Here is a 26,275-nt window from a genome sequence, read left to right on the forward strand (position 1 = left end):
TTACATGTACTCACTTTCAGCCACTCGTATCGCCTTTATTGGCGGCGGCAATATGGCACAGGCCTTGATGATAGGCCTGCAACAACGCGCATTTGCCATGCACAATATCACCGTCATTGACCCGGATACGGCCAAACACGAGCATTTACAAGGCACGCTAGGTGTCCATACCAGTGCCAGCCTGACTGCAGGCTCGCTGGCTGTCGATGTGATTGTACTGGCCGTCAAACCGCAGCAATTACATAGCGTGGCACAAGCGCTGGCGCCATTTTTGCAATCCCAACTGGTGATTTCAGTGGCCGCCGGCATACGCACGGCAGACTTGAGCCGCTGGTTAAATGGTTACGCCACCATCATTCGTACCATGCCAAACACACCAGCGCAAATCCAGGCTGGCATCACCGGCGCCTATGCCCTTTCGGCCGTATCCCCGGCACAACGCGAACTGGCAGATATGCTGTTGCAAGCGGCTGGAGATGTGGTCTGGCTGGATAATGAAGCGCAACTCGATGCCGTGACCGCCATTTCTGGTAGCGGCCCGGCCTATGTGTTTTTGATGATAGAGGCGCTGACGGCTGCTGGCGTAAGTTTAGGCCTGACTGAAGAACAGTCACTCAAACTCAGCTTGGCCACCTTTAAAGGTGCCAGCTTGTTGGCAGCAGGCAGTGCAACCCCCGTCGCGACCTTGCGTGAGCAAGTGACCTCCAAGGGTGGCACTACCGAGCAAGGCTTGATCAGTATGCGCCAGCATGATATTCATGGCATGATGCGACATGCAGCCGAGCAGGCTGCACGTCGCGCCAAAGAACTCGGCGATCAACTGGGAGCCCAAGCATAATGCTGCACAATATGACCACCTTTTTACTCAATGCCGCCTTTGGCATTCTCACATTTCTGCTGGTACTGCGTTTTTTAATGCAATGGACACGCACTTCATTTCAGAATCCGCTGGGGCAGATGACCATGGCACTGACTGATTTTATGGTGAAACCAGCACGCAAAATCATCCGGCCGGTCAGGCAATGGGACCTCTCTACGCTATTGCTGGCATTACTGATGCAGATTGTTTTATTTGCGCTGTTAACATTGTTGGCAGGTGCGCCCGTTTCACCTGTGTTTTGGGTATGGCAAGCCGTGTTTGGGGTACTGGGGCAGATGGTAGATGTATTTTTTTATGCGATCTTGCTGATGGCGATATTAAGCTGGGTCAATCCTTACAGTCCGATTTATGGTGTGCTGAACCAGTTATCCTCGCCCATTCTTGATCCTTTGCGCCGCGTATTACCCGCGATTCAAGGCTTTGATTTTTCGGCGCTGGTAGCACTGCTTTTGTTGCAGATGATCAGCCGCATTGTATTGCCGGGCCTGGCGGTAAGCATTCTCTAGCCATGCGTTCACATAGGGCGATTCTGGATCGCCCTATACCGCAACACTAAATCCAGACAATATCAAATTCTTCACGCCCGTACTGGGTATCGGGGTGTAACGACACTGGCTTTTTAATAAAGTCTGACAGGTTTGCGAGGCTTTGTGACTCTTCGTCGCCAAGCATATTAATCACTTCAGGAGATGCCAATATCTTGAATTCATTGGCATTCCTGAACTGTTTGGACTCGCGCAACAACTCCCGCATGATTTCATAGCAAATGGTTTGCGCCGTTTTCAGCTCGCCACGACCCTGGCATACCTGGCAAGACTCGCATAGCAAATGTGCCAGGCTCTCACGCGTACGCTTGCGTGTCAGCTCCACCAGGCCCAATGCCGAAAAACCATTCACATTGATACGCGCCCTATCCAGCGTCACTGCCTTGCGTAACTCTTCTAGCACTGCTTCTCGCTGTGCATCTTCATCCATATCGATAAAATCGATAATGATGATGCCGCCTAAATTACGTAACCGCAGTTGCCTTGCAATCGCCTGTGCCGCTTCCAGATTCGTTTTGAAAATGGTATCAGACAGGTTTTTGCCGCTGACAAAACTACCAGTATTCACGTCCACCGTGGTCAATGCTTCGGTCTGGTCAAAAATCAGGTAGCCGCCAGACTTGAGCTCAACTTTACGTGCCAGGGCTTTTTCAATTTCATTTTCAATATCGTAAAACTCAAACAGCGCCCGCTCGCCCTTGTAATGCATCAGCGGTTTTACTGCGTGTGAAACGTAGAGCTCGGCAAACTCTTTCAGGCGTTCAAACATCTCGCGAGAGTCGACGCGGATACTGGTGGTTTCAGTACACACCACATCGCGCAGAATCCGGCGCGGCAGGCTCAAGTCATAAAAAATCAGTGATCGTTCACCGACTTTTGTACTTTCAGCCTGGATCTTGCTCCACACTTTGCGTAAGTATTCAATATCGGCCAGCAACTCTTGATCGGTCGCATTTTCCGACATGGTACGGATAATGTAGCCCCCTTCACGATCTTCTGGCAGCAGACCCAATAGCCGGTTGCGCAAGAATTCGCGCTCTTCTTCGATATCAATGCGCTGGGAGACGCCAATATGTTTCTGGTAAGGCAGGTAAACTAAAAAACGCCCTGCAATACTGATTTCCGTGGTCAGGCGTGCGCCTTTGGTGCCAATCGCTTCTTTAATCACTTGCACAATGATGGACTGCCCTTCATGCAACACTTCCTGGATCGGGCGCTCTTTCTTGATATCGCCTTCTTCCGCATGACATTCCATGATATCGGCCGCATGCAGAAAAGCGGCGCGTTGCAAGCCTATCTCAACAAAGGCCGATTGCATGCCCGGTAACACACGAACAACGGTGCCACGGTAAATATTACCCACAATACCCAGTGATGAGGCCCGTTCTATGTGTAGCTCCTGGACAATGCCTTGCTCCAGAATCGCCACGCGCGTCTCCTGCGGCGTGACGTTAATCAATACTTCCTGCGCCAATGACATGCTTTACCCGATCTCTATCATTCTCTTTTATGCAAAGTTTACCATGCGTGCAGTAACTGCGCCGTCTCGTGCAGCGGCAAACCCATCACGCCGCTGTAACTGCCGTGTATACGTACAATCCAAGCTCCGGCACGCCCCTGTATGCCATAGGCACCGGCTTTATCCATAGGTTCGCCCGAGGCAATGTAGTCTTGCAAAGCAGCCAATGGCACCTGCATCATTTCAACCTCGGTAGTATTCAACAGGCAACGCACTTCTCTCCCCTGATAGACCGCCACTGCCGTATGCACCAGGTGCACGCTGCCACTCAAGCGGGAAAGCATCTCTAGAGCCTCTTTGGCATCGGCAGGCTTGCCCAGAATGTCTTGCCCCAGGGCCACTGTGGTATCTGCAGCAAGAATAGGCAAGCCTTTAGCGGCATGCGCTTCGGCAATCGCCATGGCTTTGGCAGTGGCCAGCCGTTGTACATATCGCGCAGGATCCTCTCCAAGCAAACAGGATTCGTCAATATCAGCGGGCAGGATGTCACATTGCACGCTTAACTGCGCCAATAGCTCTACCCGTCGCGGGCTACGTGAAGCCAATATAATCTTGCGTGGTTGCATATTTCTTATCGCGGCATTTATTAAAACCAAGGCCGACAAGTTAACACAAACCACCTGACGATGCGACACTGACAGCCTGTTACCGCATTGTGTACAATAGCCCATCGTTTGATTTCTCACCTGACAACTCCGCATGAATGCCATCGAACACCTGCTGCAACGCGCCGAACAACTGATCACGCGTCTTGAAACCTTATTGCCTGCTCCACCGGCTGAGCCCAATTGGCAAGCTGTCGCCTGGCGCTGGGTCAAGCACGGCAACCAGGGGCAGTTACAGGCGGTTGAACACCCTCACCACATATTGCTCGAAGATATCCGCTTTATAGACCGGCAAAAAAACGAGGTCGTGCGTAATACGCGCCAGTTTTTACAGGGTCTGCCAGCCAACCACGTCTTGCTGACAGGCGCACGCGGCACTGGCAAATCCTCACTTGTCAAAGCCGTGCTCAATGCCTATGCCAAAGAAGGTTTACGCCTGATTGAAATCGAAAAACAGGATTTGACCGATTTGCCGCAAATCACGCAACTCATCCGCCAGCGGCCGGAAAAATTCATTATTTTTTGCGATGACCTCACGTTTGAAGCCAATGACATGGGCTACAAGGCGCTTAAGGTAATACTTGATGGCTCAATTGAGCACGCATCGCCCAATTTGCTGGTCTATGCCACCTCCAACCGTAAAAACCTGATGCCGGAATACATGGCAGACAACCAGCCGATTGTCGACAAAGGCGAGATTCGTCCCAACGACACCATTGATGAAAAGACTGCACTCGCCGAACGTTTTGGCCTGTGGTTATCGTTTTACAGTTTTGACCAGGACGAATATCTAAGCATCGCCGAGCACTGGCTGGATACGTTTGGTATTAGCATGGATGATGCAGCCCGCCACGCCGCCCTGCAGTTTTACCACACGCGTGGCGCTCGCAGTGGCCGCGTTGCTTACCAGTTCGCCAAAGACTACGCAGGCCAACTGCAACTGAAGTCCTGATACCTATGACCAAACTCGTTCAAGTCGCGGTTGCGATCCTCATGCAACCCAATGGTGAATACCTGCTCGCCAGCCGCCCCAATGGCAAAGGCTGGGCAGGCTGGTGGGAGTTTCCCGGCGGCAAAATAGAAGCTGGCGAAACACCAGAACACGCATTGATCCGCGAAGCACAAGAAGAGCTCGGCATCACGCCCACGCAAATCCAGCCGTGGATCAAACGCCGCTACGACTACCCAGCCACACATGATGCTGAGGCCAAAACCGTACTGCTGCACTTCTTCTTTGTCCACGCATGGCAAGGTGAATTGCAGGCACGTGAAGGCCAGCAATTTGCCTGGCAGCATCCACGTCAACTCAATGTTAGCCCGGTGCTACCCGCCAATGCACCTATTATGCAAGCACTCAGCCTGCCGCCTGTGTATGCCATCAGCAATATGCAAGAGATGGGTGAACACGCCTTCCTACAAGCGTTAAAGCAGCAACTCGACAAAGGCCTGCAACTACTGCAAATCCGTGAACCACAGCTTGGTGGCTCAGCACTCGCGAAATTTAGCGAGGAGGTCTTACAGCTATGCGCGTCTTATAACTGCCGCTGCCTGCTTAATGACAGCCCCGAACAAGCATTACAACTCGGCTACCAAGGTGTGCATTTAAATAGCCAGCGCCTGATGGCACTCATAGAAAAGCCAGATCATTTACTGGTAGGCGCTTCTTGTCACGATCTAGCCCAACTCCAAAAAGCCCAAGAGCTACAATTTGACTTCGCTCTGCTCTCTCCCGTGATGCAAACAAAAAGTCACCCGAAAGTGACCGGATTAGGCTGGGTGAAGTTTGGTGAATTACTGAATGGGTTGGAAATTCCGGTGTATGCACTAGGTGGTATGCGTTTGGAACATTTACCGCAGGCGCAATCCTGTGGTGCCCGTGGCATCGCCATGCAACGTGCGACTTGGCAACACTCATAATGAGAGACAAGAATGCTGGCAACGCCTCTAAAAATACAGAAATCCTGAATTAAGCTCGAATATTCCATGCTTCTCAAAATTATCAGATAAGCAGAAATGAAATTTTAGCTGAGCTAGTACAAGCGAAGAAAGACGATCGAAACCGATAAAATGACTGCATACATACTGATTGCGCTCCAGTGAAGCCTAATACACTACAAGTCCACCGGCTTTTCAACGTGAACTCGTCAATGCAGCGACTCTATTGCCAGTGTTTTTTAATTATTGTTGGGTTGGATTGTGTGCCTGCACCCAGTTACCATGGAGGCATACATTACAGATAGCCTTACAGACTACCAATGACGCAAATAACAGCACGGCCACTCCGGTAGATATCGTATTTGTTTATGATGAGAATTTAGCAGCTTGGTTACCTAAAACATCTCCAGAATGGTTTGCTAAAAAGCTGCATTGATGAGTGAGCATTCTTCTGTCATTGAAATTGCTCATGTCGAAGTACCACCCGGGACGCCTGTGCAAACTATTAGGCTGCCAGCCCGCCAACAAAAGGCAAAAGCGGTCGTGGCTTTTGCGAACTATATTAATTCAAAAGGACAGTTTCCTGCTAACCTAATGCCTTTCAAATGCGTAATCATCACGCTCAAGCATGACGCAGTGGCATATGATGAGTGTCGGCATTAATTACTCAAAGTAGTCCCATGACCCAAACTAATAATCCACTACATGGCATCACCCTTGAAAAAATTGTCGAGCAACTGGTTGAATACTATGGCTGGGACAAACTTGCGCAAAAGGTGAGTATCAATTGCTTCAAGAAGGATCCATCAGTGAAGTCTAGCCTGAAGTTTTTGCGAAAAACACCTTGGGCGAGAAGTGAAGTAGAGAATTTGTATATCGCGACTTTTGTGAAAAGTCGCGGATAGTCAATTTATGGTGCAGTTTTCACTGGCATGGCAACAAACTGTTCAGTGATCTTGCCTTGTTTGTCCTTGAAACATAGCCTGAATTTGACTTGCTCACCTGTTTTAAATGGTGTTGGCAATTCGAATAACATTAAATGCAGGCCGCCTGGTGCCAACTTCACTGGTTTGCCCACAGGCACAGGCAACTCTTCCATGCTGCGCATTTTCATAATGCCATTTTCCATGGTCATGCTATGCATTTCCACACTGCCAGCGCGCTCTGTTTCGACGTATACCAAGGTGACATCCTGCGGGCTGGATAAGGTCACGTAAGCCGCCCCTACAGACTGCCCGGGGGTAGAAGCACGCACCCAGGCATCGGTCATTTTCACTTCTGCGTGGGCGACACCTAGCCAGCTAGCCAGGCAAATACTGGTAACGATACGGAAGAGAAAAGCAGTTTTATGCATGGTAATCATCCTGGCAGCCAGTTATTCTGGTTCGTATAAATCAGGTGGTGTGCTATCGGGGATACGAAATTTTTCTGTGGCCCAATCGCCGAGATCAACCAATTTGCAGCGCTCACTACAAAAGGGCCGGAAAGGGTTGGCAGGCGAATACTCCGTCGTTTCACCACATGACGGGCAAGCGACCTTGCGCGCTTTGACGGTTTGCTGTGTCAATTATGGCCTGCCCCGGTAAAGTTACAGATAATCATCTTGAACGAGATATCCTGCTCGCAGCCCTTGGGTCTTTGCACGAAGTCCAGCTTCTGGAAGCGGATATTGATGGCATATTTATTCGCACTGACTTCAGGGAAACATTCGTCGTGGTCTATCACAATACGCAATAATTGTGCCGGTTTGTGACCAGATAATTGCTGTTGGTAAGCCCCATTGTGGGCCACCAGCGAGAGCACCTGGCCACTCCCACGCAATAATTGCAGAATCAGGCGGATAGCCTCGTACATGGGCATGAGTTTGGCCAGCCAGTGATCAAAGTCATTCTTGCGACGCTCTTCACCTAGGTAGAGCCAGTGACGATAGGAGGGCAAGTCGAATTCGCATACGCCACCAGGGATACTGGTCCGTTGCTTGACGCTCATCAACCAGTCGTTATCGCGCAATGATTGCCCCAGTTTTTGATGATCTGAACGTAATGCAGTCGCACAGCGGTCCAAACTGGACAAGGTTGTTGCCAAGGCAAGCTGATCAATATTGGGGTTATTTTGCAAGAAGGAGAGTTGCACCTTGTGCCTTTCCAGCTCTTGCAACAAATCAACTTTTAAATCGCCCCGATCAATCAGGTCAAGGATTTGCAGCATGGAAATCAGCGCCACATGGTGGCTGATTTCATGGCCAATCTCAATGTGGTGCAGCATTTTGACGAACAAATCTTCCAGGCGGAGATAAGTTCTGATGCGCTCGTTAAATGGAAACTCGTAGCTCGACACGGCAGCCTTTTCTGTCAGCTGATACTTGAAAAGTATGCAATAAAAGCCTGATTATGAAACCCTTTTCATTCACTGGCAAGTTTTAGAGAAGTTTTTATGAAACTCTAGCACTTTTTCCTGCAAATGATCCAATGTTTGGTCATTGACAATGACCGAGTCGGCAATCGATAAACGCTCTTCACGGCTGCTTTGTGCAGCAATCATGGCTTGCGCTATCACTTCAGATAACTGGCTGCGTTGCATCACACGTGTCAGCTGTGTGTGCTCATCACAATCGATAACCAGCACATGGTCTACGATTTGCCAATCGTCACGGCTTTCAACAAGTAATGGGATCGCTAAGACCACATAAGGATGCGCAGAATGCTGTTCAATCCGGTGCATGGCTTCAGCACGGATCGCGGGGTGCATGATCTGGTTTAGTTGATCTAGTGCATCGGGCTCAGAAAATACCAGTTCTCGCAATCTGGCACGATTCAAGCAACCATCAGCCTCAAACATTTCATCACCAAAAGCCGCACGCACTGCCTGCATGGCAGCGCTATCAGGCGCGCTCATTTCATGTGCAATCTGGTCCAGGTCGACCACGGGCACACCTAAGATTGAAAAATATTTGCAGACCTCGGTTTTACCGCTGCCTATACCGCCAGTCACGGCGACTACTTTACTCATGGCATCAGATAATAAGAGGCCAGTGACTGACCGTAAAATAAGGCAGCAATACCACCTAGGGCCAGAAACGGGCCGAATGGAATAGCAGTTTGGCGAGTTTTGCCTTTGAGCAGAATCAGGCCTATGCCAATCACACTGCCAACGACAGAACTTAACAAGATGACCGCAGGTAATAACTGCCAGCCAAACCAGGCGCCAATCGCAGCCAGGAGCTTAAAGTCGCCATAGCCCATGCCCTCTTTACCAGTGATCAGCTTGAACAACCAGTAGACAGCCCATAACACCAGGTAACCTGCCATCGCACCAATCACGGCTGAAGTTAAATCTGTGAAACCATATTTGATATTGAGCAGCAACCCCAGCCACAACAAGGGCAAGGTAATATCATCGGGCAATAATTGCGTATCAAAATCGATAAAGGTCAATGCAACCAGCGCAAATACAAACACCAAAGCAAATACGGTCAACATGCTAAAGCCATATTGCACACCCACCGCCAGGGACAATAAGCCAGTCAGCAACTCGACCAGTGGGTAACGGGCAGAAATCGGCGCTTTGCAGGCCTTGCAGCGGCCACGCAAAAACAGGTAACTGATGACAGGAATATTTTCCAGGGCGGTAAGCTGGTGTCCACAATGTGGGCAGGCAGAACGCGGTACAACGAGGTTATATTTTGGTAGTTCAGGTGCGGCTTGCCCCTGCAAGTCCAGACAGCTGGCCTGCCACTCGCGCTCCATCATTTTTGGCAGGCGATGTATCACCACATTGAGGAAGCTGCCAACCACTAAACCGAGCATTAAACACACCGCTTGCAAGAAATGCGGCTGCGTACGTAATAAGCTTAAAACAGGCTCAAGGATTTCTGACATGATACCGATAACAAAGTTAAGGTTGCTGCATGATCTCATCGTTAATGCAAGTAAGCAAGGCTAAAAGACGGCAAAACCTGTTTAAAAGCTGCTTTTTCCGTCTTGAAAACCGCTTGTATGCCGCCATTTATGTGTAAGATGGGAATAGCACTCCAGCCGAGTGACTTCGCATCCATTTTATTAAGTGAAGGAAGTTGCCTATGTCTGATCAAATCAAATTTACGCCACCGACTGAAGTCGAGTTGAACCAGGTTGAGCATCCTGCCTGGGATGAGCCTGTGATTTGCCGTGTAGAGGTCGACTTACCAGGATGGCTGACCAAACTGACCGGGCAATCGCACTGGGAAGTCTACAGTGAAGAGGAAGAGGAAAACTGCATCAGCTTTGCCATGCGCTCATCACACACCCGTGGTCTGCAGAAAGCAACCCGGGTTGAAGACGACATGCAGGCTGAAGTCACGCTTTATCACAATGGCTACGCGGTGGTAGATGTAGACGGAAAGTCCCTCTTTGATGGCGCATTAACGCATGCGACCAATGATTGTGCGCGACTCAGCTACTACCATATTAGCGGTGAGCCTATCGCACTGAACTAAACTGACACAATACAGCCTGCCTGCAAATGGCAGGCGGCCAGATTATTGCTGACGACTGACGGAAAAGTGAGCAAGATCCAGCATCGCCTGTTTTGCAGGTGATTCTGTAAACACTGACAAAGCCTCACAGGCCAGTCTCGCTTCCTTCTCTGCAACACCACGCACATAATCAAAAGCTTTCACAGCGTGCAGGATTTCGAGCACTTTATCCAACTGCGCGACCTGCCCTTCCAGCAAGGCTTGCTTGACCAGATCAGCCTGTGCAGCAGGGGCCTGCTGTATCGCATAAAGCATAGGCAAAGTCACTTTACCTTCTGCCAGGTCATTGCCTAGCGTCTTGCCAATTTTTTCACTCTCACCTGTTAAATCCAGCACATCATCGACGAGCTGGAAAGCAGTGCCCAAATGCATGCCATAATTGGCCAAGCCTTGCTCCTGCGCGGTATTTGACTGGCATTGAACGGCACCTAAGCGGGTCGCAGCTTCAAATAACTTGGCTGTTTTAAAGTGAATCACCTGCAGGTAATCCTGCTCACTGACGCCAATATTGCGCACATTCAGTAGTTGCAGCACTTCGCCTTCAGAGATCACATTGGTGGCATCAGCCAGGATGTCCATGATACGCATCTTCTGCAACTTGACCATCATCTGGAAGGCTCGGGAATATAAGAAGTCGCCGACCAACACGCTTGCCGGATTGCCATACACATGATTTGCCGTGGACTTTCCGCGGCGCAACTCGGAAGCATCAACAACATCGTCGTGTAATAGCGTTGCAGTATGGATAAACTCGATAATCGCTGCCAGCTGATGATGTGCTGCAGTCACCCCGCCCGCAAGGTCTCCGGCCATCAACACCAATGCAGGCCGCAAACGTTTGCCCCCACTATGAATGATATATTCTGAGATCTGATTTATCAGCGGAACTTGTGAAGATAAAGACTGGCGGATGACATCATCCACCTGCTGCATATCACTGGCAATACGCGACAAACAAGCATTGAGAGACACTGAAATACCATGCATTGATTAAAACTAGAGCATACCATATCTGTCTATTCTCCCGCCACGCCAACCATTGTTTGCCATCGGCAACATGGTCAAATCATTTTTATTTAGGGTTGTTTTTTAGTTAAAATAAGTTTACATTTACATTGTTTGGTTTTTCTTTATCTTTCTTTTCAAAGAAAACCTAACCGATTATCTTCGGATAATTCGTCCCTACGAGCGAGTAGGAATTTACTTTTAAAAACGTTTTAGGAGATTAGTAATGGCTATTCAAGAATTGAACCGAATTGAAATTGAAGCTGTTTCAGGTGGCGCAGTAGTCGATGTTTCCGGCACTGTAGGATCCTTACTAGGTGGCGTATCGGGCCTCTTATCCGGCGTATTGACAGGCACCAAAACGATTGTTGGCGCTGTTGGTAATTTCCTGACCGGCTTACCAGTGGTTGGCCCAGTCGTGGGCTCCGTGCTCGGTTCCATTGGCGGCGTGATTGCGCTGTAATTGACGCCTCTGAAAACAGAATCCCGCGGAAGCGGGATTTTTTATTTGCAGTGAACATTGATTGAATGCAACTTATTACTGCATTTGCCATGTCAAAAAGTCAGCTTGATGCTTTCTAGCGAGCATAGATCAGACGACCAGAATCACCTGTGAATGCCATCAAAATTTGAATTTGGCGGCATGCCGATGGATGTTAATCAATCAAATAAAATCTATCACCCACAAAAGAAAAAACCTCTTAGACCGTTAAGCCTAAGAGGTTTATTTCATTACTAATTTGGCGCGCCCGGAGCGATTCGAACGCCCGACCCTTTGGTTCGTAGCCAAATACTCTATCCAACTGAGCTACGGGCGCCAAGGTTTGTTGCTTTGCAACAAAAACAGCATTATACACTATTTTGCGCTTTGTGGCGGTGCAAAATCATATTCTGCAACCAGTTTACCAAAAACAAAACCCGCGCAAAGCGAGGTTTTTGGCGGTGAGCGAGGGATTCGAACCCTCGATACAGGTTTAAGCCCATATGCTTCCTTAGCAGGGAAGTGCCTTCGACCACTCGGCCAGCTCACCTTATTAAAACAATGAAGTTTTAATAGTACCAACACAGCGCATGCTGTTCTCTTTGCAGCATTGCTACTGCATCGAAGGGCGCCATACTACGTGAAAACCCTTCAAAAATCAACGCAAAAAAGAAGAATGTTTTATTTCTTTATTCGTCCGTTGGCGATTATGCGTTTTCGAGGCCGAATGCTTTATGCAACACGCGTACAGCCAGTTCCATGTACTTCTCTTCGATCACGACTGCAATTTTAATTTCGCTGGTTGAGATCATTTGAATATTGATCCCTTCTTCGGCCAGCGTACGGAACATCTGGCTGGCGATCCCTACATGTGAGCGCATACCCACCCCAACCACAGAGACTTTGGCAATCTTGTCGTCGCCGCTGATTTCACGTGCCTGGATATGGCCCTGCACTTTATCTCTAAGAATGCTCAGGGCTTTGTTCATCTCATTTTTATGTACGGTAAAGGTGAAGTCAGTCGTACCATCCGCACCGACGTTCTGGATAATCATATCCACATCAATATTGGCGTCTGCCACCGGGCCCAAAATCTGATAGGCAATTCCTGGTTTGTCGGGCACGCCCGTCACGGTAATTTTCGCCTCATCGCGGTTAAAGGCGATGCCGGAGATAATTGGTTCTTCCATGTTTTCCTCATTTTCTTCGAATGTGATCAGTGTACCGTCGCCCTCCTCTTCGAAGCTGGACAGCACACGTAATTTGACTTTGTATTTACCGGCAAACTCAACCGAGCGAATTTGCAATACTTTGGAGCCCTGTGAAGCCAGTTCCAACATTTCTTCAAAGGTAATTTTATCCAAGCGGCGTGCCTCAGGCACCACACGCGGATCGGTGGTGTAAACGCCATCGACATCGGTATAAATCTGACATTCATCCGCCTTTAACGCCGCAGCCAGTGCTACACCAGTAGTATCTGAGCCGCCACGGCCCAAGGTCGTAATATTGCCATTGGCATCCACGCCCTGGAACCCAGCCACCACGCAGACATAGCCATCATCCAGGTCTTTTTTCAGGTTATGTTCGTCGATATCCAGAATACGTGCCTTGGTAAAAGCATCGTCAGTCAAGATCTTAACCTGGGTACCGGTATAGCTTTTTGCCTTAATGCCAAGCTCCATCAGTGCCAGGGCCGTCATGCCGATGGTGACCTGCTCACCGGTTGATACCATCACATCCAGCTCACGTGGATCAGGGTCTTGCATGATTTCCTTGGCCAGTGAGATCAACCGGTTGGTTTCACCAGACATTGCGGATACCACAACCACCACCTGGTGGCCCAATGCCTTGTAACGCGCCACGCGACGCGCCACATTACGGATACGCTCGGGATTAGCCACCGAGGTACCACCATATTTTTGTACGATTAATGCCATTATTTCGCTCTGTTAATCAATTAAATTAATTTAGTTTTGTTTCTACCCAAGCCTTCACACTTGCCAAAGCCTGCGGCAAATTAGCGGGCTCAGTACCACCTGCCATCGCCATATCCGGTTTACCACCACCTTTGCCACCGACCTGACCAGCCACATGATTGACCAACTCGCCTGCTTTGACCTTGCCAGTCAAGTCAGTAGTGACACCCGCAGCCAGGCTGACTTTACCGTCAGCCACGCTCGCCAGCACAATGACTGCAGATTTGAGTTTATCTTTGAGCTTATCCATGGTTTCACGCAAGGCATTGGCATCCGCCCCGTCGAGGGTGGCTGCCAGTACTTTGGCGCCGTTGACGTCCTGCGCTTGCGTCGCGAGGTCATCCCCCTGTGAGGAGGCCAGCTTGGACTTGAGGCGTGCCAATTCTTTTTCAAGCGATTTCACGTTGTCCATCACCTGTGCGATTTTGCCAGGCAGCTCATGTGCGGGCGTCTTGAGTTCGCCAGCCACTTGATTAATCAGCGTTTGCTGCGTCTGTACCAGCCTGAGGGCACCCTCGCCTGTGGTAGCTTCTACGCGGCGCACTCCCGCAGCCACGCCACTTTCAGAAGTGATTTTGAACAGGCCGATATCGCCGGTACGGCTGACATGGGTGCCACCACATAATTCGCGGCTGGAGCCAATATCAAGCACGCGTACTTCGTCACCGTACTTTTCACCAAACAGCATCATGGCACCGGTTTTTTGTGCGGACTCGATATCCATCAGGCGAGCCTCGGTTGCCACGTTGGCGAGGATTTCGGCATTGACCAGCGCCTCCACTTTGGCAATTTCGGCATCCGTCATCGGCGCATTATGCACAAAGTCAAAACGGGTTTTTTCGGTATCGACCAAACTGCCTTTTTGCTGCACATGCTCACCCAGCACTTCACGCAAGGCTTTGTGCATCAGGTGCGTCGCCGAGTGGTTGCGCATGGTGCTGGCACGCGCTTGCAGATTGACTTTGGCTGTCAAATCGTCACCCACATACAAGGTCCCGGTTTTCAGCACACCGTGGTGACCGAATACCGCGGCCTGGATTTTTTGTGTATCTTCAACGGCAAAAATACCGTTGGCAGACTTGAGCTCCCCGCTATCGCCGATCTGACCACCGGATTCGGCATAGAACGGTGTATGGTCCAACACGACCACGCCGAGATCACCTTCGTTAAGTGTGGCCACGGCACTGCCATCTTTATACAAGGCGAGTACTTTGGCTGGGACTTCCAGTTTGTCATAGCCGTGGAAAGTGGTCGCAACACCCTCATATTCGAGGTTCAACGCCATTTTGAATTTACCGGCGGCACGCGCCTGCTCTTTCTGGCGTGCCATGGCGGCATCAAATCCGGCCGTATCGACAGTCACTCCGCGTTCGCGGCAAATATCTGCGGTCAGGTCCAGTGGAAAGCCAAAGGTATCGTGTAATTTAAAGGCCAGGTCGCCATTAAACACCGCTGGCTTGGTTGCCAATTCAGTTTCCAGAATCTGCATGCCGTTTTCGATGGTTTCAAAAAAGCGGTCTTCTTCCTGCTTGAGCACGTCCGCGACACGCGCCTGGTTATTGGCCAACTCAGGATAAGCTTCACCCATTTCAGCGACCAGGTCTGGCACCAGCTTGTGGAAGAAGGCGGCACGGCAGCCTAATTTATAACCATGACGAATCGCACGGCGGATAATACGCCGTAACACGTAACCACGGCCTTCATTGCCTGGAATCACGCCATCGGCAATCAGGAAAGAACAGGCACGAATATGGTCCGCCAGTACCTTGAGTGAAGGACTATCCAGATCGTCAGTATGCGTTTCTCGCGCAGCGGCTTTAATCAGCCCCTGGAACAAATCGATTTCGTAGTTGGCATGCACGCCTTGCAGTACGGCAGAAATGCGTTCCAGCCCCATCCCCGTATCGACAGATGGCTTGGGCAAAGGATGCATCACACCTGCTTCGTCGCGGTTAAACTGCATGAACACGTTGTTCCAGATTTCAATAAAACGGTCGCCATCTTCGTCTGGCGAGCCTGGAGGGCCGCCAGGAATATGCGCACCGTGGTCATAGAAAATCTCGGTACAGGGACCACAAGGACCGGTATCGCCCATCATCCAGAAATTATCAGACGCATATCTGGCACCCTTGTTATCGCCAATGCGGATAATCTTGTCCGCTGGCACGCCGACTTCCTTGTTCCAGATATCGTAGGCTTCGTCGTCCTCAGCGTAGACGGTGACCATCAAACGCTCTTTAGGCAAGGCATAGACTTCGGTCAGCAATTCCCAGGCATACTTGATGGCATCACGCTTGAAATAATCCCCAAAACTAAAGTTACCCAGCATCTCGAAAAAGGTGTGGTGACGTGCGGTATAGCCCACATTCTCGAGATCGTTATGCTTGCCGCCAGCACGTACGCATTTTTGTGCGGTGGCTGCACGGGTATACGCGCGCTTGTCAAAACCCAGGAATACATCTTTAAACTGGTTCATCCCTGCGTTGGTAAACAGCAAGGTCGGGTCACCATGCGGCACCAGCGAACTGGAAGCCACCACCTGGTGACCTTTGGAAGCAAAGAAATCCAGGAAGGCCTGGCGGATTTGTTTGCTGGAAGGTTTTTGCCCGTACTTAACTGTCATCTTCTGCGTGTCTATTCAAAATTTGTTTAATTACTTCAAACGTAAAACCCCGACTCTGTAAAAAACGGGCCTGTTTTGCCCATTCCTCGCGTGTTGTCGGGGCTGCTTTAAACTTTTTGCGCCAGACTTCACTGGCGCGTTCCACTTCACTGTCCTGCAAACCAGCAACTGCTTCGGCGATCAGGGTGTCGTCCACCCCTTTTTCGCGTAACTCATGCGCCACCCGCGCTGTACCGAACTTGGCCTGGCGCGCATGCACCATTTGTTCGGCATAACGCGCATCACTTAACCAGCCACGAGCCCTGAAATCAGAAATCAAGGCCGGGATATCATCCGCGTCGTCCGCATAACCCTTGAGCTTTTGCGCCAGTTCGGCTGCAGAATATTCGCGCTTGCTTAGATACTCCAGCGCACGCTGGCGCAGCGACTTTTCAATCGGCTGACGCAAGCTGCTTAATCGTCCTCACTTCTGGCCGCAGTCATGCTATCTGCCAGCACATTAGAGTTGTCGCGAATCTTGGCTTCAATTTCTGCCGCAATCGCTGGATTCTCGCGCAGGAACTCTTTAGCGTTTTCTTTACCCTGGCCGATTTTTTCACCGTTGTAGCTGTACCACGCACCTGATTTCTCAACCAGTTTCAAATTTGTACCCAACTCAATGATTTCGCCCAGACGGGAAATACCTTCGCCGTACATGATGTCGAATTCAGCCTGCTTGAACGGCGGCGCAACCTTGTTCTTGATGACCTTCACCTTGGTCTCAGAGCCAATCACCTCGTCGCCTTTTTTAATCGCACCGGTACGGCGGATATCGAGACGGACAGAAGAGTAAAACTTGAGCGCGTTACCGCCAGTGGTCGTTTCAGGATTACCGAACATGACACCGATCTTCATACGGATCTGGTTGATAAAAATCACCAGCGTATTGGTACGCTTGATGTTACCAGTGAGCTTACGCAATGCCTGTGACATCAGGCGTGCCTGCAAGCCCATGTGGCTGTCACCCATTTCACCTTCAATTTCGGCACGTGGGGTCAAGGCAGCCACCGAGTCAACAACCACGATATCCACGGAGCCGGAGCGTACCAGCATATCGGCAATTTCCAACGCTTGCTCCCCGGTGTCAGGCTGTGAAATCAGTAATTCAGGCACATTCACGCCCAGCTTGGCCGCGTACTGTGGATCCAGAGCATGCTCAGCATCGATAAATGCTGCGACACCGCCCAACTTTTGCATTTCGGCAATCGCGGACAAGGTCAATGTGGTTTTACCGGAAGACTCAGGGCCATAAATTTCGATAATACGGCCACGTGGCAAGCCACCCACCCCCAGTGCGATATCCAGGCCCAGTGAGCCGGTGGAAACCACTTGCAGGTCTTCGCCGATATCAGCATCGCCCATGCGCATAATGGAGCCTTTACCGAACTGTTTTTCAATTTGGGAAAGTGCGGCGGCGAGCGCTTTGCTTTTGTTGTCATCCATGCTGATTACCTTCTTTATTAGCGATAAAAATGCGCTGTTTATACAAACGCTATATAATCCAAACCATAACTTCTAATTATTTCATAAATCGACCATCAGTGAAATGGCGAAGCCATGAATTCAAGCCAGTGATTTCGGCTTAAAAATTCGGCCTGAATCGTGTCAACCTTGAGCAGGATGACACGTTAAGGGAATCTGGGAGCATTATTATGTTTTCCGTGAGAGGAGAATTTATGAAAATCGTAAAATATTTAACAGGATTGGCATTGGGTAGCCTGGCTGCTTTCAATGCACAAGCCGGAGATAACTGGTCTGTAGGCGTGGTTGTTGGCAACCCTTACCCGCCTGCATACTATGCACCACCACCCGTTTATTACGCGCCGCCACCTGTCGTCGTGTACCGCCACCCACAAAGTAACTTTTACGGTGTGCCTGCCGTAGCTTATCCTGCCCCAGCGCCTGGGTTTATTCAGTTTTCATACGGAAATGGCGGCTACGGCGGTTACAACTATGGTCCACGACACTTTCACGGTGGCAACTGGGGTCGCGGCCACGGGCACCATCATCATCACCAGCGCTAGCATCATCAACGCAAGGTTATTAGTCTGATTGATTGATCAGCCGTAGCAAGCCCTTCAAGAGATGACTGGCGGCTTGTTGCCGTACTTGTGTGCGGTCGCCTTCGAAATGACGGGTTTCGATAACAATCTGATTGCCCTGATTTTCGACGCCACGCATAGCCCAGGCAAAGCATACTGTTCCTACCGGTTTTAGTGCTGAGCCGCCTCCTGGCCCAGCAATCCCGGTAACGGCACCGCTGATATTTGCGTGACTACGTTGCAAGGCGCCCATCGCCATTGCTCTTGCTACCGGTTCACTCACAGCCCCATGCTCCGCAATCAGCCTCTCGGGCACAGCCAGCATATCGATTTTTGCGGCATTGCTGTACGTCACAAAGCCGCGATCAAACCAGGCAGAGCTGCCCGCAATGGCAGTCACTGATTCTGCAATCATGCCTCCCGTACAAGACTCCGCAAGCGCTAATTGCCATCCTTGCGCCTGCATCGCCTGCCCCAAATCAGCACTTAACTCCAGCAAAGATGGCATCACACTATCCTTTGCACAACTTGCAAAACCAGTATCGCCATGACGGCGGCCAGCGCATCATCCAACATCACACCTAATCCACCTTTGACATGACGGTCAGCCCAGCTGATGGGAAAAGGTTTCCAGATATCAAACAAACGGAAACAGACAAATGCGGCCAACCCCCAAACAACAGAAAGTGGCACGGTGATTAATACAGCAGCCATGGCGACCACTTCATCCCAAACGATAGCACCGTGGTCACTGACACCGAGCGCATGACCGGTAAACTCGCAACACCAGATACCAAATAAGAACAACCCAACCAGAACTAGCCACTGTTGACTCACTGGCAAATCCATCAACAGCCAATAAAGTGGAAAACCCAACAGGCTGCCGGCTGTCCCTGGCGCTTTTGGTGACAAGCCAGTGCCCAAGCCAAAACTCATACAATGCAAGGGGTGCGAGAGCAATAGCTGCCAACTGGGTTGCACTTTGTGCTGAACACTACTAGCCAAAATGATCGTATCCTTTCTGCGACAGCACGATGGGGTTATTCGCATCAAAGACTTGCAGCCCTGGTTCAGCCTGAACTTTCCCGATGCGGCTTAAGGGCAAACCCAACTGCGCCGAGAGGGCGAGTACAGTCTGCCGCTCCGTCGCTGGCGCGGTAAAACACAGTTCATAATCATCACCTCCCGTTAATACAGCCTGCTGCATGACCGGTTCACTGACTTGCGAATACTGCAAGACAGGCTGGGAAATCGCTTGCCAATCCAGCATCGCCCCGACCTTGGAGGCCTTCAAGATATGCCCTAAATCCGCCAGCAAGCCATCCGAAATATCTAGTGCTGCGGTGGCAACACCACGCAATGCCTGACCTAAGGCGACACGCGGTTGAGGATGATGCATAGCCGTGGCCAGCATGGCAACGTCTTCTGCATGCAGCACAAGCTGACCCAAGCGATACTGAAGCCACAAGGCGGCACACCCCAACTCGCCACTGACCCAGATATCATCGCCAACTTGCGCACCATTGCGTTGCAACGCCTGCCCAAACGGTACTTCACCCATGATATTGATCGCGATAGTTAGTGGCCCCCGCGTGGTATCTCCGCCAATCAGCGACACACCAAACGCCTCTGCACACTTAAATAACCCATCGCTAAAGTCCCGCAACCATGATTCATCCAACTCAGGCAAAGCTATCGACAAAGTGGCCCATTTTGGCTCAGCGCCCATGGCAGCCATATCGCTAATGTTTACGGCCATGCTTTTCCAGCCGATGGCAAACGGATTTATGTCAGAAAAAAAATGCGTGCCTGCCACTGACATATCCGCAGACACGGCCAGCTGATAGCCGTCACGCACCCGGATCAGGGCAGCATCATCCCCTATGCCTACATCCGCCTGGGCAGGTCGGGTAAAGTATTTAGCGATAATATCAAACTCAGCCACGTCGCTTGTTCCACCCGTGCTGCCACAGAACTACCACAATCCAGGCCAATAAAATGCCAACAAGGTCAGCCAGCCAGTCGTATGTACTTGCCTGCCGAGTTGTGGTCAGCACTCCTTGCAATACCTCCATAAGGGCTCCAAACACCGCTAGCCCTAGCATGACCGCCTTAGGATAACGCTGAAATGCCAGCAGTCCCCAAAAAGCCACGCCGGCAAAAGCAGCAATGTGCTGCAGCTTATCCTTGTAAACTGAACCATTGTTACTGGGCGCCATTTCAATGAGTAAGAGATACGTCAAGAGAGCAAAGCAAACGAGAAAAACAAGCTTATGAGTGTTTTTGAAAAACATGCTATTCCTGATTTAGCGTGTGGCAGCCTGACGTATGGCTGACTTGGGCCGAAATGATTTCACCAGAGCCTCATTCGTTTCCAGATAAGGCATCGCGCTATCGGGCGTGGCGAGCAGATCCAGGCAATATGGTACTGCTGCAAAGATTCCCGGCACCAGCGTATTACCGTCGTTATCTTTGAGACCTTCCAGCGTTTCCTGGATAGATTTAGGTTGGCCAGGCAAATTGATAATCAGGCACTGCTTGCGGATGACGGCCACCTGGCGCGATAAAATGGCGGTGGGCACAAACCGCAGACTGATTTGCCGCATTTGCTCACCAAAACCGGGCATTTCGCGATCCGCCACAGCCAATGTCGCTTCTGGCGTGACATCCCTGACGGACGGCCCGGTGCCTCCTGTCGTTAATATTAAGTGGCAGCCTTCTTCGTCGACTAATTGCTTGAGCGTATTTGAGATAGTGGCCTGATCGTCTGCAATCAGCCGGGAAGATACCGTATATGGAGAAACCAGGGCCTGGGCCAACCACGCTGTGAGCGCAGGAATTCCCTTGTCCTCATAAACGCCTTGTGAAGCGCGGTCGCTGATCGAAACTAATCCGATACGCGTAATGTCTTCTTGCATAACCTTGTAGATGGGGTCTGTGTTAATGTACCGATACATCATAACATTACAAACTGTTATTCGATCATGGAGAAACCTAATGAATACACTGTGCAACCATGAGCAGCTGGCTACATCAACAAGCTTGCGTAGAAATCTGCCACCGGCAAAATCATTTTTATGGCTAACGCTTTTACTCATTGCCGCGACACTGCTAACCAGCCGTGCGATACGAGCAGAAGACAATCCTTACGCCAGTAATTACCAGGCACAGAACCAGGGCAATTTGCACTCCATGCAGGCAAATCCAGAACCTCAAATATTCAGCGGCACCCGTAGAGACGAGGATAATATCAACATGCTGGAAAACGGCTATGACCTCATGGGAATTAGCAGCTTTGAAGCTGAGGTTGTCCCAGCCGAGCAAGCAATTAGCCATGGACGCACCATCAAGGCCGATAGCATCCTCGTCTATGTCAAAAAAGCTGGGAATACGACCGCCGCTTCTAAAATGGAAATGATCAAGGAGGCGAGCAGAAAAGGAAAGGCCCTGACAGAAAAAGACATGGCGGTCGATCCGACAAAATATCGCTATTACGCCACTTACTGGGCAAAGTTACCCCCGCCTGTATTAGGCGTGCACGTGATCAAACTGGTGCCCCGCTCCACCTCAACAGAAAGCAATGACAAACAAGTACACCCCGCAAGCAGCGATGGCGTACGAGTGATTGCCGTCATTCACGGCTCGGCAGCCGAAAAAGCAGGCCTGCTACGTGGTGACCAGCTACTAAGCATTAACCAGGAAAAAGTGCAGGATGCCGCCGAACTCTCTAACCTGGTACGCAAATACCGCGGGAAATTGATTCAATTACAATTGGAACGACAAAATGAGCCTGTACAACTGGAGGCTCAGCTTTGAACGATCAGCGCATGTTATCCTTGCCCTAACCAGTATCAAAGAAAGTGTTTCACATGTTTCGCCCCATTTTTGATCACCAGATTGCCCGCGAAGCGGCTGGTGATATCAATGATATTGAATTTATACGCGCTTTATTCGACAACATTCGGCCTAAAGAATCGACCGATATTGAAAGCGCCAGCAATGCTCTGCAAGCATTGTGTTTCTTATTGCAGCAGCAACCTCAGTTTGCCATGCTGTTGCGAAACAGCTTGTTACGCCTGCTCAACGAAAAAACGGTGATCTCGCTTTATTCAGATCATGGCATCCAGTCAGACCTGGGCTTTTTTACTGAAATTTATCGCCGACTTTCGCATAAAATCCTGCCGGATGTGCCTGATCCCAAATATCTGAAGGATGTGTTCGGCCAGATTTTTCATCAAAATGACGATGCCGACTGGGTGACCGGCATGCCAGACCAGATTTGGCGAGACTTCATGTTGACGCTGGATATCAGCCGTGGCGACTGGCAACTGCAGCAAAACTGTATTCAAGAGCTGAAAGACGCGCTGCAAGTGCTCTCTTTCCGGCTATCAGCCTCTGGACTGGATCCAGAGCTGATTCTGCAACACGAAGACCTGGAGTCGAATTCCTCGCCATTCATTACCCAAAATATCGAGATCCAGAAGTTTCTCGCTTTATCGAGTATCCAGGCTGAAGATGTGCAGCATCTGTACAGTGTGCTCAAGCGCTGCGAACAACTGACCTATGAAATCCGTAAGGCTAATGCAAAAACGGGGACTAGCATCTCCCTGACCGCATTGATGCAACGTATTTTGCAGCAAATCCAGCGTATGCAACTGGTGGTGGATATCCTGCATGGACTCATCCTCAAGCATGATGTCAGCCAGGCGATTACACGCCTGTTGAAACAATTAGTGAATGCAGAGTGCAAGAAAAACAACCTGTCGGATTACTGGCGCCAAAATACCGAACTGCTGGCTTTGCGCGTTACTGAAAACGCCAGCCATACTGGCGAGCATTATATTGCGCAACATCGTAGCGAATATTACAGACTCATGGGGTCGGCCATGGGGGCTGGTGTCATCATCGCGGTCATGGCCATGTTTAAAATCATCATCGCCAGTTACCATTTACCGCCACTCACCGAGGCTATTTTATTCAGCCTCAATTATGGCCTGGGCTTTGTCATCATTCATCTGCTGCACTTTACAGTGGCAACCAAGCAGCCCGCCATGACCGCGGCGACCATTGCGTCTAGCATTGATGATCATGGTCACGACAGCAAAAACATACACAACCTGGTCAATATCGTGGCACAAACCACAAGCAGCCAAACCATTGCCATATTGGGGAATGTGATCGTGGTGATCCCGGTAGCGATACTGATAGACTGGTTGATCATGGAGGCCACAGGGCATCACTTTATCGGGACAGAAAAAGCGCATGCATTACTGGATAGCAATAATCCGTTAATCAGCCTGACCGCCTGGTACGCTGCGGTGGCCGGAGTGTGTTTATTCCTCTCTGGCCTGATCGCAGGTTATCACGATAACCTGGCAGCGTATAACCGCATCCCCGAGCGGCTAAGCCATTTGACATGGCTACAAAAATTATTGGGTAAAGAACGCTTGTGGCGCATTACTGACTATATCCGCCATAACCTGGGAGCATTGGCCGGAAACTTTTACTTTGGCTGCCTGTTGGGCTTTGCCTCAGGTTTAGGCGTGATGCTGGGATTACCGCTAGATATCCGCCATGTGACTTTTGTAGCAGCGTTCACCGGCTATTCTCTCCCTGCGCTAGACTTCCAGGTCAGCGAATATATTGTTGGCACAGCCATTCTGGGCATTGCCTTGGTCGGTACCCTTAACCTGATCACCAGTTTTGGCCTGGCCATTTATGTCGCGATGAAATCAAGAAAGGTACGCTATCGTCACTGGAAAGCGTTTTGGCTGGAATTATTCACTGCGCTTTATCGCCATCCAGGCAGATTTTTATTGCCGCCCAAGAAGCCAGTTGATTAAGCGCCTGGACGCGAGATAGCCTTCACTAAGCAGGCTAATCGCTAAGAGCTATTACCCGGTTTACAGGGCAGCGTCTTTTTCAATTAAAAAGTTGAATACGCCATCTTGCTTGTGTAGCGACAATAAGGTGACAGGATGATTATTGATCAAATTACGAATATTCTGCTCACTACCCACTGCCGTCGTTTTCACAAGTACCACCTGCCCTGATCTCAGGCTATCCAGCAACTCTTTTGTTTTCAACATCGGCAAGGGACTATCCAAACCGGTTAAATCAAGTTCTATATCAATGTTGTTGTGCATATATCCTCCCTACTCAGACATTCCGTCTTCGAATGCGCCATCGTCAAAACCCGCGTCTGCGACAACGCGCTTGTCTTCCATGATTTCCCGTATCATCTTGAATAGCTCACGGCTACTTTTAGGTGGCTTTCCAGCAGCATGTTCCTTCTGCGCATTACGGATTAAGGTCCGCATTTGCTGCACATTGGTTTGAGGAAACTCGGCAAGGAACAACTCAATTGCTTTTGCCTCTTCCAATAATCGACTACGCCACCGCTCCATATGATGGAAACGGGCATTTTCCTCTTGATGCTTGCCTTCCCATTTTTCCAGCTGTTCAACAATAGGGGCCAAATCAGTCTCCCGCATCAGTCTCCCAATATACTGCATTTGACGACGAATCGCTCCATTGGAGGTAATGCGTTTAGCCTCTGTGATCGCATCCATAAGACTTTCCTCAAGCTGCAACTTTTTTAACTTGTCCTTTGGCAGTTCAACGAGTTTACGGCCAATGTCTTGCGCGGCGTCTGCCTCCGCCTTGAGGCGTGTTTTACTGGGTTGGGAATCATCAAAGGTTTCAGATGTCATGGTGAAAGCAATCTCTGCCAAATCACGGTATGATAACAGCTTTAACTGCCAAGCAAAAAACAAGCGCATCAGCATGCAACAGGATCAACTTCAACAAATTGCCCAAGACATCATTCAATTGACGCGTAAAGCAGGTGCCAGCAGTGCCGAGACCGAAATCAGTTTTGGCACTGGTCAAAATGTTTCTGTCCGACAGGGCGAGACTGAAAATATTGAATACAATCGCGACAAAGGCTGTTCGGTCACGGTCTATTTCGGTCAAAGAAAAGGCTACGCCAGCACCTCAGACCTCAGTCCGCAAGCCTTGAAAGACACGGTTGAAGCTGCTTGCAATATCGCCAAATACACGGCGGAAGACGCTTTCTGTGGATTAGCGGATGCTGAGTTGATGGCAAAAGACTTTCCGGATTTATCCCTGCATCATCCGTGGCATATCGATGTTGATACGGCACTGTCCCTGGCAAAGCGTTGTGAAGCAGCGGCCCTGGCGACAGACCCTCGCATCAGCAATAGCGAGGGTGCCAGCATTTACAGCCAGAGCGGCGCATTTGCTTATGCCAACAGTCATGGTTTTACTGGCGGCTACCCCAGCTCACGCCACAGTATTAGCTGCTCGGTCATTGCCGAGGCAAATGGGCTAATGCAACGAGATTACTGGTATAGCAGCGCGCGTGATGCGCTAGACTTAGATACCCCGGAACAAGTGGGGCAGATCGCAGGCTCCCGCACAGTCAGGCGCCTGGGCGCCCGCCCGATCAAAACCGGACAGTATCCGGTGATATTCGAAGCACCACTGGCTAGCGGGTTGATCAGCACGCTGATCAGTGCTATTTCGGGAGGCAACTTGTACCGCAAGTCCTCATTCCTGCTTGATAGTCTGGGGCAGCAAATTGCCAGCCCGTTGCTGCAGATTGATGAAGATCCTTTTTTACTCAAAGGCGCAGCCAGCAGTCCTTTTGACAATGAAGGTGTTGCCTGCCGCCCACGTACGCTGGTTGAAAACGGTGTATTGCAGGGTTATTTGCTCGGCAGTTACTCCGCACGCAAGTTAGGCATGCAATCCACAGGAAATGCTGGCGGTGCGCATAATATTCTGGTCCGCTCTACAGGCCATTCCCTGGTGGACTTGTTGCAAACCATGGGGACAGGCTTACTGGTGACAGAATTGCTTGGACATGGCATGAATATGGTCACAGGCGATTACTCCAGGGGCGCGGCAGGCTATTGGGTAGAAAATGGAGAAATCATGCACCCGGTCGAAGAAATCACCATTGCCAGCAATATGAAAGAGATTCTGAAAGGCATTGTTGCGATTGGTAAAGACCATATCCCGCATAGTTCCAGGCTGACCGGCTCAATTCTGGTGGACCGCATGACCGTCGCCTCAGGGGAATAATCA

Annotated in this window: 30 protein-coding genes and 2 tRNA genes; 11 read left to right on the plus strand and 21 right to left on the minus strand. The window is 50.2% G+C overall.

The window, feature by feature from the left end; translation table 11 throughout:
- Positions 1 to 4: 4 nt before the first annotated feature.
- Together proC and F463_RS0104215 are read left to right on the plus strand one after the other, a co-directional pair.
- Positions 5 to 838, plus strand: a complete 834-nt coding sequence (proC, locus tag F463_RS0104210) for a pyrroline-5-carboxylate reductase (protein WP_018985804.1) — start codon at positions 5 to 7, stop codon at positions 836 to 838.
- 11 nt (positions 839 to 849) lie between these two features.
- Positions 850 to 1,386: a YggT family protein gene (locus F463_RS0104215; RefSeq protein WP_245545128.1), complete on the plus strand. Its 537-nt coding sequence runs from the start codon at positions 850 to 852 to the stop codon at positions 1,384 to 1,386.
- A gap of 46 nt (positions 1,387 to 1,432) precedes the next feature.
- Here the strand turns inward: F463_RS0104215 and rng are convergent, their stop codons facing one another.
- Together rng and F463_RS0104225 are read right to left on the minus strand one after the other, a co-directional pair.
- The gene (gene rng, locus F463_RS0104220) at positions 1,433 to 2,899 is read right to left on the minus strand and encodes a ribonuclease G (RefSeq protein WP_026295288.1); all 1,467 of its coding nucleotides are present in this window, start codon (positions 2,897 to 2,899) and stop codon (positions 1,433 to 1,435) included.
- Positions 2,900 to 2,943: 44 nt separating this feature from the next.
- The gene (locus F463_RS0104225; RefSeq protein ID WP_018985807.1) at positions 2,944 to 3,510 is read right to left on the minus strand and encodes a Maf family protein; all 567 of its coding nucleotides are present in this window, start codon (positions 3,508 to 3,510) and stop codon (positions 2,944 to 2,946) included.
- A 133-nt stretch (positions 3,511 to 3,643) separates the two neighbouring features.
- On the opposite strand from F463_RS0104225, the gene F463_RS0104230 reads away from it, so the two are divergent.
- The 3 genes from F463_RS0104230 (at position 3,644) to F463_RS0104245 (ending at position 6,389) form a co-directional block, all read left to right on the plus strand.
- Entirely contained in the window at positions 3,644 to 4,501 is an 858-nt protein-coding gene (locus tag F463_RS0104230) for an ATP-binding protein (RefSeq protein WP_018985808.1), read from the plus strand.
- A 5-nt stretch (positions 4,502 to 4,506) separates the two neighbouring features.
- Positions 4,507 to 5,466, plus strand: a complete 960-nt coding sequence (locus F463_RS0104235; protein WP_018985809.1) for a Nudix family hydrolase — start codon at positions 4,507 to 4,509, stop codon at positions 5,464 to 5,466.
- Positions 5,467 to 6,164: 698 nt separating this feature from the next.
- Positions 6,165 to 6,389: a VF530 family protein gene (locus F463_RS0104245; RefSeq protein ID WP_018985811.1), complete on the plus strand. Its 225-nt coding sequence runs from the start codon at positions 6,165 to 6,167 to the stop codon at positions 6,387 to 6,389.
- 5 nt (positions 6,390 to 6,394) lie between these two features.
- Here F463_RS0104245 and F463_RS0104250 read toward each other — a convergent pair whose 3' ends face one another.
- The 5 genes from F463_RS0104250 to F463_RS0104265 form a co-directional block, all read right to left on the minus strand.
- Positions 6,395 to 6,838, minus strand: coding sequence for a copper chaperone PCu(A)C (locus F463_RS0104250; protein ID WP_026295289.1), 444 nt, complete (start codon positions 6,836 to 6,838; stop codon positions 6,395 to 6,397).
- 21 nt (positions 6,839 to 6,859) lie between these two features.
- A complete protein-coding gene (locus F463_RS14740) occupies positions 6,860 to 7,051 on the minus strand; it encodes a DNA gyrase inhibitor YacG (protein ID WP_081620783.1) in 192 nt (63 codons plus the stop codon).
- A complete protein-coding gene (gene zapD / locus F463_RS0104255; RefSeq protein WP_018985813.1) occupies positions 7,048 to 7,821 on the minus strand; it encodes a cell division protein ZapD in 774 nt (257 codons plus the stop codon). Before zapD ends, F463_RS14740 begins: the two co-directional genes overlap by 4 nt.
- Before the next feature lie 69 nt (positions 7,822 to 7,890).
- The gene (gene coaE / locus F463_RS0104260) at positions 7,891 to 8,493 is read right to left on the minus strand and encodes a dephospho-CoA kinase (RefSeq protein ID WP_018985814.1); all 603 of its coding nucleotides are present in this window, start codon (positions 8,491 to 8,493) and stop codon (positions 7,891 to 7,893) included.
- Positions 8,490 to 9,362: a prepilin peptidase gene (locus tag F463_RS0104265; RefSeq protein ID WP_026295290.1), complete on the minus strand. Its 873-nt coding sequence runs from the start codon at positions 9,360 to 9,362 to the stop codon at positions 8,490 to 8,492. Before F463_RS0104265 ends, coaE begins: the two co-directional genes overlap by 4 nt.
- Before the next feature lie 200 nt (positions 9,363 to 9,562).
- Between F463_RS0104265 and F463_RS0104275 the strand changes: the two genes are divergently transcribed.
- The gene (locus tag F463_RS0104275; RefSeq protein WP_018985817.1) at positions 9,563 to 9,958 is read left to right on the plus strand and encodes a hypothetical protein; all 396 of its coding nucleotides are present in this window, start codon (positions 9,563 to 9,565) and stop codon (positions 9,956 to 9,958) included.
- Positions 9,959 to 10,000: 42 nt separating this feature from the next.
- Here the strand turns inward: F463_RS0104275 and F463_RS0104280 are convergent, their stop codons facing one another.
- Entirely contained in the window at positions 10,001 to 10,984 is a 984-nt protein-coding gene (locus F463_RS0104280) for a polyprenyl synthetase family protein (RefSeq protein ID WP_018985818.1), read from the minus strand.
- Between the two features lie 244 nt (positions 10,985 to 11,228).
- Between F463_RS0104280 and F463_RS0104285 the strand changes: the two genes are divergently transcribed.
- The gene (locus F463_RS0104285; protein WP_018985819.1) at positions 11,229 to 11,465 is read left to right on the plus strand and encodes a hypothetical protein; all 237 of its coding nucleotides are present in this window, start codon (positions 11,229 to 11,231) and stop codon (positions 11,463 to 11,465) included.
- A gap of 278 nt (positions 11,466 to 11,743) precedes the next feature.
- Here F463_RS0104285 and F463_RS0104290 read toward each other — a convergent pair.
- The 6 genes from F463_RS0104290 to recA form a co-directional block, all read right to left on the minus strand.
- Positions 11,744 to 11,820, minus strand: a tRNA-Arg gene (locus tag F463_RS0104290).
- 119 nt (positions 11,821 to 11,939) lie between these two features.
- A tRNA-Ser gene (locus F463_RS0104295) sits at positions 11,940 to 12,033 on the minus strand.
- A 157-nt stretch (positions 12,034 to 12,190) separates the two neighbouring features.
- Positions 12,191 to 13,420, minus strand: coding sequence for an aspartate kinase (locus F463_RS0104300; RefSeq protein WP_018985820.1), 1,230 nt, complete (start codon positions 13,418 to 13,420; stop codon positions 12,191 to 12,193).
- A 25-nt stretch (positions 13,421 to 13,445) separates the two neighbouring features.
- Positions 13,446 to 16,082 (minus strand): alanine--tRNA ligase, encoded by a 2,637-nt coding sequence (alaS, locus tag F463_RS0104305; RefSeq protein WP_018985821.1) that lies wholly within the window; start codon positions 16,080 to 16,082, stop codon positions 13,446 to 13,448.
- Positions 16,072 to 16,530: a recombination regulator RecX gene (recX, locus tag F463_RS0104310; RefSeq protein WP_018985822.1), complete on the minus strand. Its 459-nt coding sequence runs from the start codon at positions 16,528 to 16,530 to the stop codon at positions 16,072 to 16,074. Before recX ends, alaS begins: the two co-directional genes overlap by 11 nt.
- A 5-nt stretch (positions 16,531 to 16,535) precedes the next feature.
- Positions 16,536 to 17,564, minus strand: coding sequence for a recombinase RecA (recA, locus tag F463_RS0104315; protein ID WP_018985823.1), 1,029 nt, complete (start codon positions 17,562 to 17,564; stop codon positions 16,536 to 16,538).
- A 233-nt stretch (positions 17,565 to 17,797) separates the two neighbouring features.
- Here recA and F463_RS0104320 point away from each other — a divergent pair, with 233 nt between their 5' ends.
- Positions 17,798 to 18,145: a hypothetical protein gene (locus F463_RS0104320; protein WP_018985824.1), complete on the plus strand. Its 348-nt coding sequence runs from the start codon at positions 17,798 to 17,800 to the stop codon at positions 18,143 to 18,145.
- Between the two features lie 19 nt (positions 18,146 to 18,164).
- On the opposite strand, the gene F463_RS0104325 is transcribed toward F463_RS0104320, so the two are convergent.
- The 5 genes from F463_RS0104325 to mog form a co-directional block, all read right to left on the minus strand.
- Complete coding sequence (locus F463_RS0104325; RefSeq protein ID WP_018985825.1) at positions 18,165 to 18,671, minus strand: CinA family protein; 507 nt, start codon at positions 18,669 to 18,671, stop codon at positions 18,165 to 18,167.
- On the minus strand, positions 18,671 to 19,099 hold the full coding sequence (locus F463_RS0104330; RefSeq protein ID WP_018985826.1) for a phosphatidylglycerophosphatase A family protein: 429 nt from the start codon (positions 19,097 to 19,099) through the stop codon (positions 18,671 to 18,673). The genes F463_RS0104325 and F463_RS0104330 overlap by 1 nt, the downstream gene beginning before the upstream one ends.
- A 61-nt stretch (positions 19,100 to 19,160) precedes the next feature.
- Positions 19,161 to 20,108, minus strand: coding sequence for a thiamine-phosphate kinase (gene thiL, locus F463_RS0104335; RefSeq protein WP_018985827.1), 948 nt, complete (start codon positions 20,106 to 20,108; stop codon positions 19,161 to 19,163).
- On the minus strand, positions 20,101 to 20,457 hold the full coding sequence (locus F463_RS0104340) for a VanZ family protein (RefSeq protein ID WP_018985828.1): 357 nt from the start codon (positions 20,455 to 20,457) through the stop codon (positions 20,101 to 20,103). Before F463_RS0104340 ends, thiL begins: the two co-directional genes overlap by 8 nt.
- A gap of 12 nt (positions 20,458 to 20,469) precedes the next feature.
- On the minus strand, positions 20,470 to 21,081 hold the full coding sequence (mog, locus tag F463_RS0104345) for a molybdopterin adenylyltransferase (protein WP_026295293.1): 612 nt from the start codon (positions 21,079 to 21,081) through the stop codon (positions 20,470 to 20,472).
- Positions 21,082 to 21,160: 79 nt separating this feature from the next.
- On the opposite strand from mog, the gene F463_RS0104350 reads away from it, so the two are divergent.
- Positions 21,161 to 21,979 (plus strand): PDZ domain-containing protein, encoded by an 819-nt coding sequence (locus F463_RS0104350; protein ID WP_018985830.1) that lies wholly within the window; start codon positions 21,161 to 21,163, stop codon positions 21,977 to 21,979.
- A gap of 53 nt (positions 21,980 to 22,032) precedes the next feature.
- On the plus strand, positions 22,033 to 24,006 hold the full coding sequence (locus F463_RS0104355; protein ID WP_018985831.1) for a site-specific recombinase: 1,974 nt from the start codon (positions 22,033 to 22,035) through the stop codon (positions 24,004 to 24,006).
- 60 nt (positions 24,007 to 24,066) lie between these two features.
- Here F463_RS0104355 and F463_RS0104360 read toward each other — a convergent pair whose 3' ends face one another.
- On the minus strand, positions 24,067 to 24,309 hold the full coding sequence (locus F463_RS0104360) for a sulfurtransferase TusA family protein (RefSeq protein ID WP_018985832.1): 243 nt from the start codon (positions 24,307 to 24,309) through the stop codon (positions 24,067 to 24,069).
- A 9-nt stretch (positions 24,310 to 24,318) separates the two neighbouring features.
- Positions 24,319 to 24,876, minus strand: a complete 558-nt coding sequence (gene yjgA, locus F463_RS14080) for a ribosome biogenesis factor YjgA (protein ID WP_051082044.1) — start codon at positions 24,874 to 24,876, stop codon at positions 24,319 to 24,321.
- 73 nt (positions 24,877 to 24,949) lie between these two features.
- Here yjgA and pmbA point away from each other — a divergent pair, with 73 nt between their 5' ends.
- Positions 24,950 to 26,272 carry a metalloprotease PmbA gene (pmbA, locus tag F463_RS0104370; RefSeq protein ID WP_018985834.1) on the plus strand — a complete coding sequence of 441 codons (1,323 nt, stop codon included), beginning with the start codon at positions 24,950 to 24,952 and terminating at the stop codon, positions 26,270 to 26,272.
- Positions 26,273 to 26,275: the final 3 nt, after the last annotated feature.

It is taken from the genome of Methylophilus methylotrophus DSM 46235 = ATCC 53528 (assembly GCF_000378225.1).
Classification (GTDB): domain Bacteria; phylum Pseudomonadota; class Gammaproteobacteria; order Burkholderiales; family Methylophilaceae; genus Methylophilus; species Methylophilus methylotrophus.